Annotated in this window: 15 protein-coding genes; 6 read left to right on the top strand and 9 right to left on the bottom strand. The window is 70.4% G+C overall.

Translation table 11 applies throughout. From position 1 onward, the window contains the following. Nucleotides 1-47: 47 nt before the first annotated feature. Nucleotides 48-1,061: a heat-inducible transcriptional repressor HrcA gene (hrcA, locus tag AS25_RS03880; protein ID WP_035961932.1), complete on the bottom strand. Its 1,014-nt coding sequence runs from the start codon at nt 1,059-1,061 to the stop codon at nt 48-50. A 160-nt stretch (nt 1,062-1,221) separates the two neighbouring features. On the opposite strand from hrcA, the gene AS25_RS03875 reads away from it, so the two are divergent. Together AS25_RS03875 and AS25_RS03870 are read left to right on the top strand one after the other, a co-directional pair. Beyond that, complete coding sequence (locus tag AS25_RS03875; protein ID WP_035961926.1) at nt 1,222-2,100, top strand: DUF3097 family protein; 879 nt, start codon at nt 1,222-1,224, stop codon at nt 2,098-2,100. Nucleotides 2,101-2,309: 209 nt separating this feature from the next. Beyond that, complete coding sequence (locus tag AS25_RS03870; protein ID WP_035961920.1) at nt 2,310-2,741, top strand: DUF4870 domain-containing protein; 432 nt, start codon at nt 2,310-2,312, stop codon at nt 2,739-2,741. Between the two features lie 5 nt (nt 2,742-2,746). Here AS25_RS03870 and hemW read toward each other — a convergent pair whose 3' ends face one another. Further along, entirely contained in the window at nt 2,747-3,991 is a 1,245-nt protein-coding gene (gene hemW / locus AS25_RS03865) for a radical SAM family heme chaperone HemW (protein WP_035961914.1), read from the bottom strand. Continuing rightward, nucleotides 3,991-5,847 carry a translation elongation factor 4 gene (lepA, locus tag AS25_RS03860; protein WP_035961908.1) on the bottom strand — a complete coding sequence of 619 codons (1,857 nt, stop codon included), beginning with the start codon at nt 5,845-5,847 and terminating at the stop codon, nt 3,991-3,993. Before lepA ends, hemW begins: the two co-directional genes overlap by 1 nt. An 81-nt stretch (nt 5,848-5,928) precedes the next feature. Here lepA and AS25_RS03855 point away from each other — a divergent pair, with 81 nt between their 5' ends. Together AS25_RS03855 and rpsT are read left to right on the top strand one after the other, a co-directional pair. Next, complete coding sequence (locus tag AS25_RS03855) at nt 5,929-6,528, top strand: type II toxin-antitoxin system PemK/MazF family toxin (protein ID WP_035961899.1); 600 nt, start codon at nt 5,929-5,931, stop codon at nt 6,526-6,528. A 165-nt stretch (nt 6,529-6,693) separates the two neighbouring features. After that, nucleotides 6,694-6,954 (top strand): 30S ribosomal protein S20, encoded by a 261-nt coding sequence (rpsT, locus tag AS25_RS03850; protein WP_035961892.1) that lies wholly within the window; start codon nt 6,694-6,696, stop codon nt 6,952-6,954. A 118-nt stretch (nt 6,955-7,072) separates the two neighbouring features. Here the strand turns inward: rpsT and holA are convergent, their stop codons facing one another. The 6 genes from holA to leuS form a co-directional block, all read right to left on the bottom strand. Beyond that, nucleotides 7,073-8,074 carry a DNA polymerase III subunit delta gene (holA, locus tag AS25_RS03845; RefSeq protein WP_035961884.1) on the bottom strand — a complete coding sequence of 334 codons (1,002 nt, stop codon included), beginning with the start codon at nt 8,072-8,074 and terminating at the stop codon, nt 7,073-7,075. A 163-nt stretch (nt 8,075-8,237) separates the two neighbouring features. Then, nucleotides 8,238-10,613, bottom strand: a complete 2,376-nt coding sequence (locus AS25_RS03840) for a ComEC/Rec2 family competence protein (protein WP_084117981.1) — start codon at nt 10,611-10,613, stop codon at nt 8,238-8,240. A 341-nt stretch (nt 10,614-10,954) separates the two neighbouring features. Further along, nucleotides 10,955-11,542, bottom strand: coding sequence for a ComEA family DNA-binding protein (locus AS25_RS14545; RefSeq protein ID WP_156960887.1), 588 nt, complete (start codon nt 11,540-11,542; stop codon nt 10,955-10,957). Nucleotides 11,543-11,841: 299 nt separating this feature from the next. Next, the gene (locus tag AS25_RS14540; RefSeq protein ID WP_156960886.1) at nt 11,842-12,084 is read right to left on the bottom strand and encodes a hypothetical protein; all 243 of its coding nucleotides are present in this window, start codon (nt 12,082-12,084) and stop codon (nt 11,842-11,844) included. Between the two features lie 205 nt (nt 12,085-12,289). Next, nucleotides 12,290-13,231 (bottom strand): DegV family protein, encoded by a 942-nt coding sequence (locus AS25_RS03830; protein ID WP_052160674.1) that lies wholly within the window; start codon nt 13,229-13,231, stop codon nt 12,290-12,292. A 119-nt stretch (nt 13,232-13,350) separates the two neighbouring features. Beyond that, nucleotides 13,351-15,861 carry a leucine--tRNA ligase gene (leuS, locus tag AS25_RS03825; RefSeq protein ID WP_156960885.1) on the bottom strand — a complete coding sequence of 837 codons (2,511 nt, stop codon included), beginning with the start codon at nt 15,859-15,861 and terminating at the stop codon, nt 13,351-13,353. Between the two features lie 178 nt (nt 15,862-16,039). On the opposite strand from leuS, the gene AS25_RS03820 reads away from it, so the two are divergent. Next, a complete protein-coding gene (locus AS25_RS03820) occupies nt 16,040-17,095 on the top strand; it encodes an alpha/beta fold hydrolase (protein ID WP_035961862.1) in 1,056 nt (351 codons plus the stop codon). After that, nucleotides 17,092-18,195, top strand: coding sequence for a glycosyltransferase family 4 protein (locus AS25_RS03815; protein ID WP_035961855.1), 1,104 nt, complete (start codon nt 17,092-17,094; stop codon nt 18,193-18,195). The genes AS25_RS03820 and AS25_RS03815 overlap by 4 nt, the downstream gene beginning before the upstream one ends. Nucleotides 18,196-18,237: the final 42 nt, after the last annotated feature.

Raw genomic sequence — 18,237 nt, 5'->3', positions numbered from 1 at the left:
TTTCGTCGGTTCTACGGTCGAGCGGGGCGGGCGGCGCTCACGCGCGCTCAGCCCCCCAGGTTCTTGGACAGGTAGCGGGCCACCGCGCGCACGGAGGCCATGGTCGTGGGGTAATCCATGCGTGTGGGCCCCACGATTCCCACCTTGGACGCGGCGTGCGGGCCGTAACCCGTGGCCACCACGGACGCCTCCGCCAGGGGGTCGTCGCTGTGGTCGGAGCCGATGCGCACCGCGACCCCGCGTTCGTCCTGCTGCATCTCGGACAACAATCGCAGCATGGCCACTTGTTCCTCAAGCGCCTCGAGCACCGGGGAGATGCTCTGCGGGAAGTCCCCGCTGAAGCGCGCGAGGTTCGCGGTCCCGGCCATCACCAGGCGGTGTTCGTCCGACGCCGCTGCGAGCACCGCGAGCGCCCCGGTCACCGCGGTCCCGGCGTCGCGCAGTTCCTCGGGCAGGGCCGGGGGCAGTGTCGCGGCGGCGTCGGGGACGTCCTCCACGGGTGTGCCGAGCAGGCGTGCGAGCACGTGGGCGCGCAGGTCGAGCAGTTGGGCCTCGGTCAGGGTGACGGGCAGTTCCACGGTGCGTTGGGCCACGCGTCCGGTGGTGGGGATGAGGATCACAAGCACGCGGGCGTCCCCCACGTCCACGAGTTCCACGTGGCGCACGGTGATCCCGGTGCGCACGGGGTACTGGATCACGGCCACCTGGTGGGTGAGCTGGGCGAGCAGGCGCACGGTGCGCTCCATGACGTCGTCCAGGTCCTGGGCGCCGTCCATGAACACCTGGATCGCGCGACGTTGCGCGGAGGTGAGGGGTTGCAGGGCGGCGATCTGGTTGACGAACACGCGGTAGCCGCGGTCCGTGGGGATCCGCCCCGAGCTCGTGTGCGGGGCGACGATCAGCCCGTCCTCCTCGAGGGCTGCCATGTCGTTACGCACCGTGGCGGAGGAGACGGGCAGGCGGTGACGTTCCACGAGCGCCTTGGACCCCACGGGTTCCCGCGAATGGACGTAGTCCTCCACGATGGCGCGCAGGATCTGCGCTCGGCGCGGATGCTCCATGTGTCTCACCTCCCGTTGGTGGCAATTCTGGCACTCACGAGTTCACAGTGCTAATCCTGGCAGTCTAGTGCCCGTGGGCCGCGGGCCGATTTTGATACGCTCGCGGCTGATTCGCCCGCCCGGTGCGCTCGCGCCGCGGCACGACGTCGAGGAGTCGCCCGTGAACGCATCCGGCTGGTCCTGGGGTCCCCAGGACCTCGGCAGTCCCGACGTCGCCCGCACCGGTCCCGTCTCCCGGGACGTTCCCGTGGCCCGGGACATGGTGCTCGAGGACGTGGAGACCGGCTGGGTGGGCGCCGTCGTGGGCGTGGAGACCATCGGCGGGATGCGCGTGGTCGGTCTGGAGGACCGGCACGGGCGCGTGAAGTCCTTCCCCCTGGGCCCGGGCTTCCTCCTGGACGGCGAACCCGTGCGGCTGGGCCCGCCCGAGACCCGCAGCGCCCCGGCCAAACCCCGCATCACCCGCTCGGGGTCGGTCGAGGTCGAGAACTTGCGCGCGTCCGTGGCCAAGGAGTCCCGCGTGTGGGTCGAGGGGTACCACGACGCGGAACTCGTGGCCAAGGTGTGGGGCCACGACCTCGCGGTCGAGGGCATCGTGGTGGAACCCGTGCACGGGATCGACGACCTCCCCTCAGCCATCGCCGCGTTCCACCCCGGCCCGCAGCGCCGGCTCGGGATCCTCGTGGACCACCTGGTCGCGGGCTCCAAGGAGTCCCGGATCGCCCAGGAGGCGCTCGCGGTCCCGGGCGCCCGGGACAACGTGCTCATCCTCGGGCACCCCTACGTGGACATCTGGCAGGCCGTGAAGCCCAGCGCCCTGGGGATCCGGGAGTGGCCCGTGATCCCGCGCGGCGTGGACTGGAAGACCGGGATGGCCCGCGCGCTGGGCCTGCCGCACCGCACACCCCAGGACGTGGGGCGGGCGTGGCAGGCGATCCTCGCGCGCGTGAACACCTACGCGGATCTCGAACCCGCCCTGCTGGGCCGCGTGGAGGAGCTCATCGATTTCCTCACCGCCCCGGACGCCGTCGAGTCCTGACCCGGGCGGCTCCTGACCTGCGGTGACCCACGACGGCGACTGCGCTCGCAGCCGGTGGCTTACGGCATCGGTACCCGCGTCAGCGGTAACCCTCACCGTCGATGACGCCCGGCGTCGTCCGGCGCGAGCCGTTCGGCAACGACCGTAGAATGGGAGCACCGGCGTCCTCCGACCCGGATGGCTACCGCCCGTGAAAGGCACACCCGCTCGTGACTGACGTTGCTCCCTCCCCCTCCACTCGCTCCGCCGAGACCCCGTTCGAGTCCGTGGCCCCCGTGGCGCAACCCCTGGACGTGTCCCAGGACCGCCAGTGGGCCACCCTCGCCCACCTGGGTGGCGTGGTGGGCGTCCTGCCCAGCTACATGATCCACCGGGTGTTCAAGGACCGCGGTCCCTTCACCGTTCAGGAATCCCGGGAAGCCGCCAACTACACCATGCTGCCCACCCTGGTGATCCTCGCGGGCATCGTGCTCTCGCTCATCCCGTTCATCGGATGGCTCTTCTCGGTCATCGCCGCCGTGACCTGGCTGTTCCTGGCCATCACCTCCGTGCGCGCGGGCGTGAAGGTCAACCGCGGTGAGCCGCACCAGTACCGGTTCAACACCCACCTCTACGACAAGTTCGCGGCCCGCAACTCCTGACGCCGTCACCAATCGAGCAGGCGGCGCGTCACGGCGTCGGCCATCAGACGCCCCGCGTCCGTGAGGACCGCGGACCCGCCGAGGGCGGCGGCGCCGTCGAGCCAGCCGTCGGCGATCAACCCGGCCACCGCGCGCCGCGCCTCGGGGCGCAACCCGTCCAGCGGGAGACCCTCGCGGATCCTGATCCCGAGCATCACGTGTTCCACGTACTGCGTCTCCGCATCCAGGGTTTCGCGGCCCACGGCCGGTGAATCCCCCCGGCGCACGGCGGCCGTGTACGGCAACGGGTGTTTGAGGTTCCACCAGCGCACGCCATCACTGTGCGAGTGCGCCCCCGGGCCGATCCCCCACCAGTCCTGATTGCGCCAGTACGCGAGGTTGTGCGCGCTGCGGTTCTGCACGGCGCTGCGCCCGTGGGCGGCGCGCGACCAGTTGGAGACCTCGTACCACTCGAACCCGGCCTCTCGCAGCAGCGCGTCCGCCAGGGTGTACTTCTCCGCTTGGTCGTCCGGATCCACCTCGGGCACTTCGCCGCGACGGATCTGGGCGGCCAGCTTGGTGCCGTCCTCGGTGATCAGGGAGTACGCGGAGACGTGATCGGGATCCATGGCCAGGGCGGCTTCCAGGGAGGTACGCCAGTCGGCCACGCTCTCCCCCGGTGTGCCGTAGATCAGGTCCACGCTCGCGCCCAGACCGCGGTCCTTGGCCCAGCCGACGGCGCGCGGGACGTTCGCCGGGGTGTGCGTGCGTTCCAGCACGCGCAGCACGTGGGGCACCGCGGACTGCATGCCGAAGGACACGCGGGTGACTCCGGCGGCGGCGAGCACGTCGAACGTTTCCTCGCTCACCGAATCGGGGTTGGCCTCCACGGTGACCTCGGCGTCCGGGGCCAGCCCGAAGCTCTCCCGGGCCTGTTCGAGCATGTGCGCGAGCTCCCGAGCGGGCAGCAGGGTGGGCGTGCCCCCGCCGAAGAACACGCTGTGCAGCGCGCGCGGCGGTGCCCCGGCGGCGTCGAGCACGGACCGCGCGAAGCGGACCTCCGCGGCGGCGTCGGCGTGGTAATCGCGCTGGGAAACACCGTCTCCGAGCTGGTCCATCGTGTAGGTGTTGAAGTCGCAGTACCCGCAGCGCACCGCGCAGAACGGGACGTGCACGTACAGGCTCAGGGTGCGATCGGCGGCGCGGGCGACCGAGGCCGCGGGGAGCGCGCCGTCCCGGGGTGCGGGATCGCCCTCCGGTTGGGCGGGCATTACTTCTTCTTGTCCTTCCCGTTGTCCTCGTCCGAGGACAACGCGGCCACGAAGGCCTCCTGGGGGACCTCCACGCGGCCCACCATCTTCATGCGCTTCTTGCCCTCCTTCTGCTTCTCGAGCAGCTTGCGCTTACGGGAGATGTCACCGCCGTAGCACTTGGAGAGCACGTCCTTGCGGATCGCGCGGATGTTCTCGCGCGCGATGATCCGGGACCCGATCGCGGCCTGGATGGGGACCTCGTACTGCTGGCGCGGGATGAGCTTCTGCAGCTTGCGCGTCATGAGCACGCCGTACGAGTACGCCTTGTCCTTGTGCGTGATTGCGCTGAACGCATCCACCTGCTCGCCCTGCAGGAGGATGTCCACCTTCACGAGGTCGGCGGCCTGCTCGCCGTCCGCCTTCCAGTCCAGGGACGCGTAACCGCGGGTCTTGGACTTGAGCTGGTCGAAGAAGTCGAAGACGATCTCCGCGAGCGGCAGCCGATAGCGCAGCTCCACGCGGTCCTCGGAGAGGTAGTCCATCCCCTTCATCTCACCGCGCTTGGACTGGCACAGTTCCATGACCGCACCGATGAACTCGGACGGCACCAGGATGGTGGCCGAGACCATGGGTTCGCGGATCTCCAGGATCCGCCCCTCCGGGAACTCGGACGGGTTGGTGACCTCCTCCTCGGAGTTGTCCTCGAGCGTCACGTTGTAGGACACGGACGGGGCGGTGGAGATCAGGTCCAGGTTGAACTCGCGCTCGAGCCGGTCCCGGGTGATCTCCAGGTGCAGCAGCCCCAGGAAACCGCAGCGGAAGCCGAAGCCCAGCGCGGCAGAGGTCTCGGGTTCGTAGACCAGGGCGGCGTCGTTGAGCTGGAGCTTCTCGAGGGCGTCCCGCAGCACGGGGTAGTCCGAACCCTCCACGGGGAACAGCCCCGAGAACACCATGGGCTTGGGGTCCTCGTACCCACCCAGGGACTGCTGCGCGGGCTTGGTCTGGCTCGTGACCGTGTCACCCACGCGGGACTGGCGGACGTCCTTCACGCCCGTGATCAGATAGCCCACCTCCCCCACGCTCAGCCCCTGCGAGGGCACCGGCTCCGGGGAGATCACACCGAGTTCGAGCAACTCGTGGGTGGCCCCGGTGGACATCATCTGGATCCGCTCTCGCGGGGACAGCGTCCCGTCCACCACGCGCACATAGGTCACCACGCCGCGGTAGGTGTCGTACACCGAGTCGAAGATCATGGCACGCGACGGCGCGTCCTTGACCCCCTGAGGCGCCGGGACCTGGCGCACGATCGTGTCCAGCAGCTCCTCCACGCCCTCACCGGTCTTGCCTGAGACCTTGAGCACGTCCTCGGGTTCCACACCGATCAGATTGGCGAGCTCCGCGGCGTACTTCTCCGGCTGCGCGGCCGGCAGGTCGATCTTGTTCAGCACCGGGATGATCGTGAGGTCGTTCTCGATCGCGAGGTACAGGTTGGCCAGCGTCTGCGCCTCGATCCCTTGGGCGGCGTCCACGAGCAGGATCGTGGCCTCGCACGCGGCCAGGGACCGGGAGACCTCGTACGTGAAGTCCACGTGCCCGGGCGTGTCGATCATGTTCAGCGCGTAGTCCGTGCCGTCCACGTTCCACGGCATCCGCACCGCCTGGGACTTGATGGTGATCCCGCGTTCGCGTTCGATGTCCATGCGGTCCAGGTACTGGGCCTTCATCTGCCGGGGTGTCACTACGCCCGTGGCCTGCAGCATCCGGTCCGCGAGGGTGGACTTGCCGTGGTCGATGTGGGCGATGATGCAGAAGTTCCTGATCACCGAGGGGTCGGTCGAGGCGGGAGCCGGTGGATTGACGGCCAACGGTGACACGGGCGGTCCTTTCGATCGGATGACTCCCCAGTTTCCCACGTTCCGCGGCAACGGACGAACCGCTGCCCCTACGATGAGAACATGGCTGACTTCATGCGCCTCGCGCGCCAGGGCCTGCGGGCCTACCGGATGTACCAGCGGGTCTCACGGACCCTGCGCGGACCCGCGGGCCGGGACGCCGGCACCGCGTCGTTGCCCCGGGACGCTTCCGGGCACGCGCGCCGCGATCGGGCCGCCGCGCCCACCGCTCCGGGGACGACGACGTCGCCCGCCGACACCTCCCGGCCCTACCCCGGTGACTGGACGGGGCCGGTGACCCCGCACTACGACCCCCACCCGGATGGTCGCCCCGATCCGGGCGAGGTCGTATGGACCTGGGTCCCCTACGAGGAGGACCACTCACGCGGCAAGGACCGTCCCGTGCTGATCGTGGACCGCGCCGGGGAGTACGTGCTGTGCGTGATGCTCACCTCCAAGGACCACGACACCGCGGCCCACGACGATCCCGACTTCGTGGACGTGGGAGCCGGAGACTGGGACCGTTCGGGCCGCCCGTCCGAGGCCCGGATCGACCGGATCATCCCCGTGCGCCCCGAGGACGTGCGCCGGGAGGGCGCGGTGCTCGCCCGCTCACGCTTCGACGCGGTGGCCGCGGAGCTCGCCGCCCGCGCCCGCCACTGACCGGCGCCGCGGCCGGCGATCTGCTAAAGTGGATCGCTGTGTGTCCGCGCTGGTCGTCGGGCACAGCGGATGGTTGCCACCGAGCATCCCCACTCTCACAACTCAGTCGATGATCATCCGTGAGCCCTCACTGACCTACTTCCGCAAACGTTCTAGGAGTTTTACGTGGCCAACATCAAGTCGCAGAAGAAGCGCATCCTCACCAACGAGAAGGCTCGCCTGCGCAACAACTCTTACAAGTCCGAGCTCAAAACCCTGATCCGCAAGGTGGACGCCGCGGTCGAGTCCGGCAACAAGGAAGCTGCGACCGAGACGCTGCGCAACGCGTCCCGCAAGCTCGACAAGGCCGTGTCCAAGGGTGTGCTGCACAAGAACACCGCGGCCAACAAGAAGTCCGGTCTGGCCAAGAAGGTCGCCAAGATCTGAATCGACTGACCCCGTCCGCACAGGACGCCTGCGGGCCCGGCACCGTTTCTCGGTGCCGGGCCCGCAGTCTTTCCCCGGGTCTTCCGGGCTCGCAATGGTGGCCCTCAGAGATGGCTCCTCAGTGGTGGCCGGACGTCGCGATCACGGTGATCGCCCGCTCCACCGCGAAGTACGGGGACCGGGACGCACCCTTGACCTGGGCGTCGGCCTCGGCCACGGCCTGCAGGGCGGCGGCCACGTCCCCGGCGGTGAACCGGCGGGCCTCGTTCTGCGCGCGCTCCACTTGCCACGGTGCCGCGCCCACGTCCCGCGCAAGTGCTCCCGCTCCCCCGCGGGATCCTGCGGTCAGCGCGATCAACCGCACCTTGGAACCCAGGGCGGCGACCATGGGGACGGGATCCACGCCCACGTCCACGGCCTGCCGCCACAGCTTCAGGGCCTGATCCGCGTTACCGGCCACGGCGGCGTCCGCGACGCGGAACGCGGTGACCTCCACGCGCCCGCCGTAGTACTTCTCCACGAGGTCGTGGTCCACCGTGAGCGGGCCGTCCGCGATCAACTGGGCGCACGCCGCGGCGAGTTCCGCGGTGCTGGTGCCCACGGCCGCGGCGAGGGCACGGGCGGCGTCGGGCTCGATGCGTTTGCCCTGTGCCCGGAACTCGGCGAGGACGAAGGCCGTCTTGTCCCGGTCCGATTTCGGCGGGGTGCAATCCAGGACGAGCGCTGCGTCCTTGAGGGCATCCAGCAGCTTCTTGCCGCGGTTACCGCCGGAGTGCTGCCACAGCACGGTCACGTCCGGGTCCGGATTGGCCACGTAGGACAGGCCGTCCGCGAGGAGGTTCTCGTGCATGCTCGCGAGGTCGTGGACGCACACGAGTTTGGGATCATCGAACAGGGAGGGGCTCGTGACCACGGCCAAGCTCCCGGTCTCGTAGTCACTTGCGGAGACGTCCGTGACCTCGCACGACCCACGCTGTTCACGAATCTGGTCCCGCAGGGAGTCCTTGATGCGCTGCAGGATGTACTCGTCGGAGCCGGAGGCCAGCACGAGCGGCTGCGGGGTGACGTCCCGCCACGAGGTCTGCGGCGGCGCGGCGGCCTTGCGACGGGCTGGGGGCATCGGAACTCCTCGGGTGCGCGCGGCATGGGGCGACGCCGCTGTGGTCCTCATGCTAGCGCCGGGTGGGGACATGCCGTGGCCCGGTGTGGACGGGTGGGGCATTAGAACAAGAAACGTGAGCCACACGCGACGAACCCGGTTCACCCCACCACTTGACGCGCGATCACCGCGTCGACACCACGAGCTGATTCCCTTCCTTGCGGATCCACAGCGAACCGCTGAGGTCCGTGCGCGCCACCGCCGCCCCGGCTTCCTGCAAAGCCGCCACGGTTGCGGGGTGCGGGTGGCCGTAGCTGTTGCCCTCCCCCACCGAGATCACGGCCAGGGCGGGATCTGTATCCCCGATGATGTCGGTTCCCCCGTTGCGAGCGCCGTGGTGGGAGACCTTCAGGACATCCACGTGCGGGGCGGCTCCCGTTGGCAGGAGTCGGGCGGTCGCTCGGTACCCATCGGCCTCGAGATCCCCGGCGGTCAACCACGTGGTGGTGCCCTGGTCAGTGGTGCGGGTGATGAGCAGCACGAGGGACGCGTTGTTCTCGTCCTCCGAGCTCACCCGGCGGTGCACGGGCGCGGACGCAGTTCCACTCGCGGCGGTGGGCGTGACCCGCGGGGCGAGCACCTCCACGGTCAGCGGTCCGGCCTTCAGACGGTCCCCGGGTGCGGGTTGCTCGGCCCTCTCCGCGAGCGGTGCCAGTTCGCGCGGCAGCTCCGTCCCGGCCGTGGAGTACCACGCCCGGTCCACATCCACGACATCGGCGAGCCCTTCCAGGCCGGCCACGTGGTCGTCGTGGTTGTGGGTGGCGATCACCGCATCCAGGTGCGTGATGCTCGCCTGATCGAGACACCGGTGCAAGGCCCGGGGGTCGGGTCCGCCGTCTACGAGCACCGCGCTGTGCTCCCCGGTGCGGTGCAGCACGGCGTCCCCCTGCCCGACGTCGCACACCACGGATTCCCACGCGGGCGCCGGGCGGAACCACCACACCGCGCCCAGCACGAGCATGATGGCCAACGCGAGGGTCGCGATCACCGCCAGCGCACGACGTCGTACCCGCAGCTTGCGTGCGCGAACGCGCCACACGGCGTCGGACTCGGGCGGCGGGGCCGATGCCGCGTCGGCCGTGCCCGCGGTGGGGGCCGGCCGTCGCATGCGGCTGTCCGCCCCGTGGAGGACGCCGAGAACGAGTACGGTGAACACGGTCAGCGCAATAAAGCCCGGGAGACCACCCGGCCAGGGCACCTGTGCACCGGGAAGGCCCGCGAAGCCGTCCGCAAGCCACGCGATGACCCGCGCGGGAAACGACGCCGCCCCCACGGGTAGGGACGCGGCGCGCTCCCAGCCGGCGAGCGCGGCGGCGTCGTGCGTGCCGGGCAGCAGCCAGCTCAGGACGGGTGAGACCACATGGCCGGCGAGCAGGACGCACACGGCGAGCAACCCGGCGATCGTGACCACGGGGACGAGCGGGGCGGCGGCCATGTTGGCGGGCAGGGAGTACAGGGGTAGCGCGGGGTTGAGCAAGAGCAGGGCGGGTCCGCACCACAGTTGGGCGACCAGGGGCACGGCGATGCATGCGGCGAGCGCGGTGGGGATCCGTGAGGCGAGGACGCGGGTCACGGGGCGAGCGCTCACGACGATGCCGGCGGTCGCGAGGACGGAGAGGATGAACCCGAAGTCGATCGCCAGCGGTGGTTGCACGAGCACGAGTCCGGTGACGGCGGCGCACAGCGCGTTGAGGCTGACGCCGGAGCGGCCGCTGAGCATGGCGGCCCCGCCAAGGGCGCCCATGACGCCGGCGCGCAACACGGAGGGGTCGGGACCCACGAGAAGCACGAACCCGGCGAGCGCCGCGAGCCCGATGCCCACGCACAGTCGCCGTCCCGCGCCCAGGGTCAGGGCGGCGTACCCGGTCAGGGTCATCACCACGGCGCAGTTGGATCCGGAGACGGCGGTGAGGTGGGTCAGTCCGGTGTCCTTCATGCTCTGGGCCAGGGCCTCGGGCAGCTGGGAGGTGTCTCCCACTGTCATGCCTGGGACCAGTCCGGCACTCACGGCGTCGAACCGTCCGGACACCCGGGTGAGGTCCGCGCGCACGGTGTCGAGCAGCCCGGGCCGGGCCTCCGGGCAGTCGTGAGCACATCCCGTAGGCGGTGAGGTCGCCCGAGCCGTGAGCCGGGCCGGGGTCGCGGTGCGCGTCACACTCACCACGGCGTTGATGGTGTCCCCATCGCGCAGGCCGTCCCACCCGGGGTGGGCGGCGAACACCGTGAGCTCGGCGCCTGCCGTCTTCCCGTCCGCGGCATGGACGGCCAGGGGTACGACGACGCCGCGCGATGCCTCCTGCTCCCCCGGCGCCGGTGAGCCCGTGTATTCACGGGACGCCCCCGTGACGGTAGCCTCGACGCGGACCACCGCACCGGGTGGGTACTCGGTCAGGAAGTCGCGGGAGGGTGCGGTCGCGGCGAGCGCCGTCGTGATGGAGGCAGCGGCGCTGAGCGCCACGATCCCTGCCAGAACGGCCAGACTAGGCAGGAGGGACCTCATCCGGGCGCGGAACTCGCAGGGCGAGGGCCGCGGGCATCCATGGGAGGGGGAACCCCCGTGCGCGTCCAATGCCTGCGTCCGGGATGGCGTACGGCTCGGATGCCCGGCCGGCGGACGACTGCGTTGTGCCGGCGCGGGCCACGACTTCGCTCGTGGCCCGTGCTTCGCCCGCCGGATGCGAGACCGGTCGAGAAGAGCGAGTGCGCACCACGCGAGGCCGAAGACCAGGACGCAGCCGAGAGCGCCCACGGCGGCGACGGTCCACCCGGTGAGCAGGGTCAGCGCCGCGCACAACCACGCCGTGACGGCGACCGGGACCAGGCGTAAGTCCCACCGAACATTCACACCGTGACCAGAGGAAGCAGCGCCTCCAACATGGCGGGGCCCACTCCGCTGACGTCGTCGAGCTGTTCCGCGGCGGTGAACGGACCGTGTTGGGTGCGGAACTCCACGATCCGCTGCGCGAGTACCGGGCCCACGCGGGGCAGGGTCTCCAGCTCCGCCTGGGAGGCCGTGTTGAGGTTCATCTGGGTGCCACCGGGCACAGCTCCGGCGCCGCCCGCCTTACCCGCAGCGCCCGCTCCGGTGGCCGGTGAACCACCCGCGGCCGCACCGCCCCCGGCAGCAGTAGCGCCGGCTCCGTCCTGAGTGCCTCCGCTGTTCGCTGCTCCCCCGGCCAGCGCAGCGCCCGTGGACCCGTTCCCAGAACCGTCCTGCGCGGCGGCCTCGGCCACCTGATCCGCGTTCTCGGCGTTGGGGATCGTAATCTGGGCGCCGTCGCTCACGGGCTGCGCGAGGTTGATCCTGTCCTTGACCGCTCGCGGCGTGAAGCCACCGGCCGCCGCCACCGCATCCATGACGCGCGCACCCGGGGACAGCGTGACCACGGACGGGTCCTTGACCTCCCCGATCACGTGGACGGTGAGCACCCCGGCCCCATTGGCGGAAGTATTGCCGCCACCCGCCGCACCAGCGCCGGCTCCCCCGGTGTGTCCGGTGGCCGACGCGGCTCCGGATGCCCCCTGAGGCGGCGTGTCGTCTTCATCGGTGGTTCCAGCGCCCCCACCCGTCCGCGTAGCCCCGTCGGAGCCCACTTCTACGCCCGCATCATCCTCACCGCCGACGGCGCCCTCCGATCTCACGGCCGTGGAGGTGACGACATCGTTGCCCTGGCTGTCTGGGAGGAGGTTCCAGCCCCCGACCCCGAGGGCAACCACCAGCACAGCGCTCAGTGCCACGAGCGCGGGACGCGTGATGTGCCGACGAACCACCACGTCTTCGCGATGCCGGGATCGTTCGGAGCCCGGATCCGCGCTGGACGGCGGATACGCGGAATTGCCCGCGGCGGCGTCGTCGTCATCGGGTTCGCCACCGCCGCCCGGATCCCTGTCGACACCCGCATCATCACAGTCAGAAGCGCCGCGGCCCATCGCACGGTGGTCGGCCACAACGCCGTCAACGTCGCGCTCATCGGGCCCCGGCTCCGCCCACGGCTCATCCACGCCCGATTGCCGGTCCTCCCGCAAGAGCGCCGTCAGACGCTCCGTGGCCTCGCTGTCCCGGAACCGGCGCCGTCCCCTGAAATCGATTCCGCTCATGCACCCCACCCCACCGCACCCGCCCCGCCCCACACGGGAGAGACAGAAAGCCAGTGGACTAGAACATCGGAGCAGGCCTCAGGACTGCGGTTGTGCAGCCCGCCCACCGTGCCACACGGGCCGGGACGTGGGGCCCTCGATCACCGCGGCCTTCGTCCCGAGGCCCACGTGCGCGCTGAGCACCGGGGGCAGGTCACTGATCACGAGCTCCGCGTCCGGACGGCAGCGGTCCATGAGCACCTCACCGATCTCCCGAGCCCCGTGCGGATCCGCGACGTGATGGATGCACAGCACCGGCCGATCCGGCTCCGCGTGGGCCAGCGCCTCCCCGGCCAGCACCATGAACCGCGCCTTGGCCCGCGGCAAGGACACCGGACGTTCCACGGTCACGATCTTGCCGTCGGCCATGCTCAGCAGCGGTTTGAGCTGGAACATGGAACCCACCATCGCCGTGGTCGGATTTACCCGCCCACCCCGGCGCAGAGTTTCCAACGAGCGCACCTGGATCAACACCTGCGCCCGGGCCGCGGTTTCGCGGGCGGCCGCCGCGACGCGATCGATCCCCGCCCCCGACGCCGCTGCCCTCAGCGCCGCGCGCACCCCCAGACCCTGCCCCAGGCCGGCGCTCGCGGTGTCCACGATCCGCACGGGGATCCCGATGTCCTGGCGGGCGATCCGGGCCGCCCCCACCGTCCCGGACAACTCCCCCGACAGGTGCACCGAGACAATGGCGTCGTACCCCTCGTCCTCGAACCGGCGGTACGCGGCGCGCAACTGCCCCGGGGCCGGCCGGGACGTGGTCACGGGTTTACCCTCCGCGAGCGCGACCACGAGCGAGGACAGCGTGTCGGATTCGTCGGCGGTGTAGAGCTGACCGGAGATCAGCACGGGCATGTCCACGAGCGCGAAGCCCGGTGCGGCCTCGAACGCGCGCAGCCAGGAGTCCGGGAGGGCCGCGGCGCTGTCGGTGACGACGGCGACGCGGGGCGGCGCGGCGTCGTCGTCCCCCGAGGACGACAACGGAGACGGGGACCCTGAAGGCGTGCCGCCAGGAACAGGAGAAGGGTCCCCGAACGGGCGGAGCCCGCCCTCCCGCTCGGTGGAACGGGGGGACGGGCTCTGGGGATCGCGCGGGAACATCAGACCACGATGTTCACGAGCTTGGGGGCACGCACGATGACCTTGCGCACCGTGGCCTCTGACAGCAGCCGCTGGACGGCCTCCGAGCCCATGGCCGCGGCCTCGAGGTCCTCGTCGGTGATGTCCGCGGGAACCTGCAACCGGTCGCGGACCTTGCCCTTGATCTGCACGATCGCGGTGACGGTGTCCTCCACGAGCAGCGCGGGGTCCACGGTGGGCCACGGGGCGCGCACCACGGAGTCCTCGTGACCGAGCAGGTGCCACATGTCCTCGGAGGTGTACGGCGCCACGAGGCTCAGCAGGATCGCGACGGCCTCGGTGGCCTCGCGCACGGCGGGATCGGCCGCACCGCAGCCCGAGTCGATGGCCTTGCGCACGGTGTTCACGAGCTCCATGGTCCGGGCGATGACCACGTTGAACTTGTGGGAGTCCAGCAGCTGCTCGGCGTCCGCGACCGTCTTGTGGGTTGCACGGCGCAGCGCCTGGTCCCCGGTGGTCACGTCCGCGTCCTGGGCGGCCGTGCAGTCCTTCGCGAGGCGCCACGCGCGGGCCAGGAACTTTTGGGCACCCTGCGGGGACACGTCCGCCCAGTCCACGTCGTCCTCGGGCGGGGACGCGAAGACCATGGTCAGGCGCACGGCGTCCACGCCGAACTCGTCCAGCTGCTCACCCAGGTCCACGCCGTTGCCCAGGGACTTGGACATCGCCTTGCCCCCGTTGAGCACCTGGCCCTGGTTCAGCAGCGCCTTGAACGGCTCCTGGAACCCGATCAGACCGAAGTCGTAGAGCGCCTTGGTGAAGAAGCGCGAGTACAGCAGGTGCAGGATCGCGTGTTCCACACCGCCCACGTACTGGTCCACGGGCAACCACCGGTCCACCTCGGCGCGGTCGAACGGCGCGGCGTCGTCGTGCGGGGACGCGTAGCGCAGGTAGTACCACGAGGAGTCCACGAACGTGTCCATGGTGTCGGTGTCGCGGGTGGCCTGCCCGCCGCACGCGGGGCACGCCACGGTGACCCAGTCCGACGCCGCTGCGAGCGGGCTCTTGCCCTTGGGCGCGAGTTGCTCACCGCGCAGGTCCTCGGGCAGGCGCACGGGCAGCTGGTCCTCGGGCACGGGCACCTCACCGCACGACGGGCAGTGCACGATGGGGATAGGCGCACCCCAGAACCGCTGCCGGGACAGCAACCAGTCCCGCAGCCGGAAGTTCACGTGGTGCTCGCCGGTACCGGCCTCGGTGACGATCTCGATGGCCTTGGCCACCGCCTCCGCCTTGGACAGCCCGTCCAGAGGCCCGGAGTTGATCAGCGTGCCGTCACCGGTGGTGGCCACACCCGTGCTCGCGGGATCCTCCTCGCCGGTGTCCAGGACCGTGCGCACGGGCAGGTCGAAGGCCCGGGCGAAGTCCAGGTCCCGCTGGTCGTGGGCGGGGACCGCCATGATCACCCCGGTGCCGTAGTCGGCCAGGACGTAGTCCGAGGCCCACACCGGCAGCTTCTCGCCCGTGAGGGGGTTGACCGCGTAGCGGCCCAGGAACACACCGGTCTTCTCCCGGTCGGAGGCCTGGCGCTCGATGTCCGACAGGGCCTTGACGTCCTCCCGGTACGCGGCGAGCGCGTCGGCGTGTTCGGGTGCCACGATCTCCTGGGCGATGGCGGCGTCCGCGGCGACCACGCAGAACGTGGCGCCGTAGAGGGTGTCCGGGCGGGTCGTGAAGACCGTGACGGTACGCCCGGAGGTGTCCTCGGGGCCCGCGCCCTCGGCGGGGGCGCCCTCGATCACGAACTTCACGTGCGCGCCCTCGGAGCGTCCGATCCAGTTGCGCTGCATGGCCAGCACGCGCTCGGGCCAGTGGCCCTCCAGCTCGCCCATGTCGTCCAGCAGGCGCTGGGCGTAGTCGGTGATCTTGAAGTACCACTGGTTCAGGGACTTCTTGGTCACGGGGGTGTGGCAGCGTTCGCACGCTCCGTTGACCACTTGCTCGTTGGCGAGCACCGTCTGGTCCTTGGGGCACCAGTTGACCGGGGAGTCCTTCCGGTACGCCAACCCGTGCTTGTAGAACTGCAGGAACAGCCACTGCGTCCAGCGGTAGTACTCGGGGTCGGAGGTGTGGATCTCCCGGTCCCAGTCCACGCTGATCGCGTAGCGCTTGAACGAGGCGCGCTGGGTGTCGATGTTGCGGTAAGTCCACTCGGCGGGGTGGGCGTCACGCTTGATGGCGGCGTTCTCCGCCGGCAGGCCGAAGGAGTCCCAGCCGATCGGGTGCATCACGTCGTAGCCGCGGTGCAGCCAGTAGCGGGAGACGACGTCCCCCATGGCGAAGGCCTCCGCGTGGCCCATGTGCAGGTCCCCCGAGGGGTAGGGGAACATGTCCAGGACATAACGCCGCGGAGCGGAATCGTCGTCCCGGGGCGCGAAGACCCGGTTGTCCTCCCAGTAGCCGGACCAGGTGGCCTCGATGCGCTGGACGTCGTAGTCCGTGCCCGCCTCCGGGGTGCTGTGCTCGCTCACGTGCCTCGCCTTCAAAGTTCACGGGGATGGGCCGGGGATGCTCGCTCGCCCCGGTACCGGCGCGGTGACAGCCTGGTCCCCCGTTCTCGTGTGGGGATTTCTCCCAGTTTAGACCAGCCCGCCACCCCGCCTCTCCCGGCTAGCATGGATGCGCCGACGCCGCACGACTGGAGGACCCGTGGAGAACACCTACGCCGAACGCCGCAGCGTGCAATTGGACGGGTACCGCGTGCGCTACTGGTTCTACGACGCGGACAAGAAACACAAACCGTTGCTCGTGATGCTCCACGGGTTCCGCGGGGACCACCACGGTCTGCAGCTGATCGCGACCGCCCTGCGCGAGAAGTACCACGTAGTGCTACCGGACCTGCCCGGTTTCGGGCGCTCGGAACCGTTCCCGGACCGGGAACACTCGGTGCCCGGCTACGTGGAGTTCGTGCGCGAGTTCCTCGAGGCACTGACCGATAACGCCGTCCATCCGGGGTGCGAGACGGGCATCGTGCTCGCGGGGCACTCCTTCGGGTCGACCCTGGCCGCGCACTTCGCCGTGGAGTACCCCGCCATGGTGGAGCGGTTGATCCTGCTCAACCCCATTTCCGAACCCGCCCTGGCGGGACAGCAGAAGCGGCTGACCAAGCTCACGGAGCTCTACTACTCGGCGGGTGCGTCCCTCCCGCGACGGTTGGGCACCAAACTGCTGGCCTCGAACGCCGTCGTGAAACTCATGACGGACGTGATGGTCAAGTCCGAGGACCCGGAGATCCGCAACTACGCGCTGCGCCAGCACCAGGCCTACTTCAACACCTTCGCCGACCGGGACGTGCTCACCGAGGCGTATCAGGCGTCGATCTCCCACACCGTCGCGGAGGTCGCGATGAACCTGACCATGCCCACCCTGCTCATCGTGGGTGACCAGGACGAGCTGGGCTCCGTGCGCTCGCAGCGCACCATGGCCTCGTGGATCCGCAGCCACAGCCTCAAGATCATCCCCGGGGTGGGTCACCTGATCCACTACGAGACCCCCCAGCTCGCGGCGGACTACATCGAGGACTTCCTGGCCTCCCCCGCGCCGGACCCCCTCGAGGGCTACGACCAGTTGCCCCACGCGGACACGACCGCCTCCACCCCGGACCAACTCACCGGGATGATCCCCGCGGTGGACCCCGGCTCCGGGGAGCATCAGCTCACCAAGGAGGCCACCGCGCGTGGACTCTACGGGACCGACGAGCGGTGAGGCTGCTCTTCGACGCCCGCTACATCCGCACCGATCACCACGACGGGATCAGCCGCTACAGCGCCGAACTGCTCGCCGCCACGGCTCGCGCGGTCGCCTCTGATCCTCGGGTGCGGCTCGCCGCGCTGATCAGCGATCCCGCCCAGGCTGCCCTGATCCCCGACGGTCTACCCACGCTGCTGGGCCCGTCCGTGACGTCCCCGGCCGAGGTGCTCACGGGCGCGCTGCTGAGCCGGTACGCGCCCGACGTCGTGTTCTCCCCCATGCAGACCATGGGCTCGCTCGGGCGCCGCCACCAGCTGATCCTCACGCTGCACGACCTGATCTACTACGAGCACCCGCAGCCCCCGGGCGATCTCCCGCTGCCGGTGCAGTGGGGCTGGCGCGCGTACCACAAGGCCTGGTGGCCCCAGCGGCTCACGCTCAACCGCGCGGACGCCGTCGCCACCGTCTCGCAGACGTCGAAGCGGGAGATCCTCACGCACCGACTCACGAAACGGGACGTGCGTGTAATCGCCAACGCCGCGCCGTCGTCCGGGATCCCCGAGGAGACCGCCGTGCGGCGGCTCGGCGAGCGCGGGCGGGACCTGGTCTACATGGGCTCGTTCCTGCCGTACAAGAACGTGGAGACGCTGTTGCGCGCGATGGCCCACCTGCCCGGGTACACGCTGCACCTGCTGTCCCGGATCTCGCCGGCGCGCGAGGCGCAGCTGCGCGGGCAGATCCCCGAGGGCGCGCGCGTGGTCTTCCACCGCGGGGTCGGCGAGGACGAATACCGCGAGCTCCTGTCGACCTGCGCAGCGCTCGTGACCGCGTCCCGCGCCGAGGGGTACGGCTTGCCACTCGTGGAGGCCTTCGCGCAGGGCGCGCCGGTCGTGTGCTCGGACCTGCCCATCTTCCACGAGGTCGCCGGGGACGCCGCCGGCTACGCCCCCTCCGACGACGACGCCGCGTTCGCCGCCCGCGTGCGCGAGCTCACCGATCCCGTCCTCGCTCGCGAGCGCGTCACCGCGGGACTGCGCCGGATACGCGCGCACACGTGGGACGACTCTGCGCGGGAACTACTCGACCTGGCATGGGATCTGCACCAGCGGGGCTGAGTCGCGCGTCGTCGGGACAGCGACGCGGGGTCGCAGTACGGT

Source organism: Kocuria marina, from assembly GCF_000786655.1.
Classification (GTDB): domain Bacteria; phylum Actinomycetota; class Actinomycetes; order Actinomycetales; family Micrococcaceae; genus Kocuria; species Kocuria marina_A.
The sequence above is the reverse complement of the archived record's forward strand: the minus strand, read 5'-3'. Positions and strand labels throughout refer to the sequence as shown.

What these genes read in the sequence shown, in the direction of transcription:
- holA (WP_035961884.1), bottom strand. Translation starts at nt 8,074, where the DNA reads ATGCCCCCAGCCCGTCGCAAGGCCGCCGCGCCGCCGCAGACCTCGTGG.
- hrcA (WP_035961932.1), bottom strand. Translation starts at nt 1,061, where the DNA reads ATGGAGCATCCGCGCCGAGCGCAGATCCTGCGCGCCATCGTGGAGGAC.
- AS25_RS03840 (WP_084117981.1), bottom strand. Translation starts at nt 10,613, where the DNA reads ATGAGGTCCCTCCTGCCTAGTCTGGCCGTTCTGGCAGGGATCGTGGCG.
- AS25_RS03855 (WP_035961899.1), top strand. Translation starts at nt 5,929, where the DNA reads ATGGCTGACTTCATGCGCCTCGCGCGCCAGGGCCTGCGGGCCTACCGG.
- hemW (WP_035961914.1), bottom strand. Translation starts at nt 3,991, where the DNA reads ATGCCCGCCCAACCGGAGGGCGATCCCGCACCCCGGGACGGCGCGCTC.
- AS25_RS14540 (WP_156960886.1), bottom strand. Translation starts at nt 12,084, where the DNA reads ATGAGCGCGACGTTGACGGCGTTGTGGCCGACCACCGTGCGATGGGCC.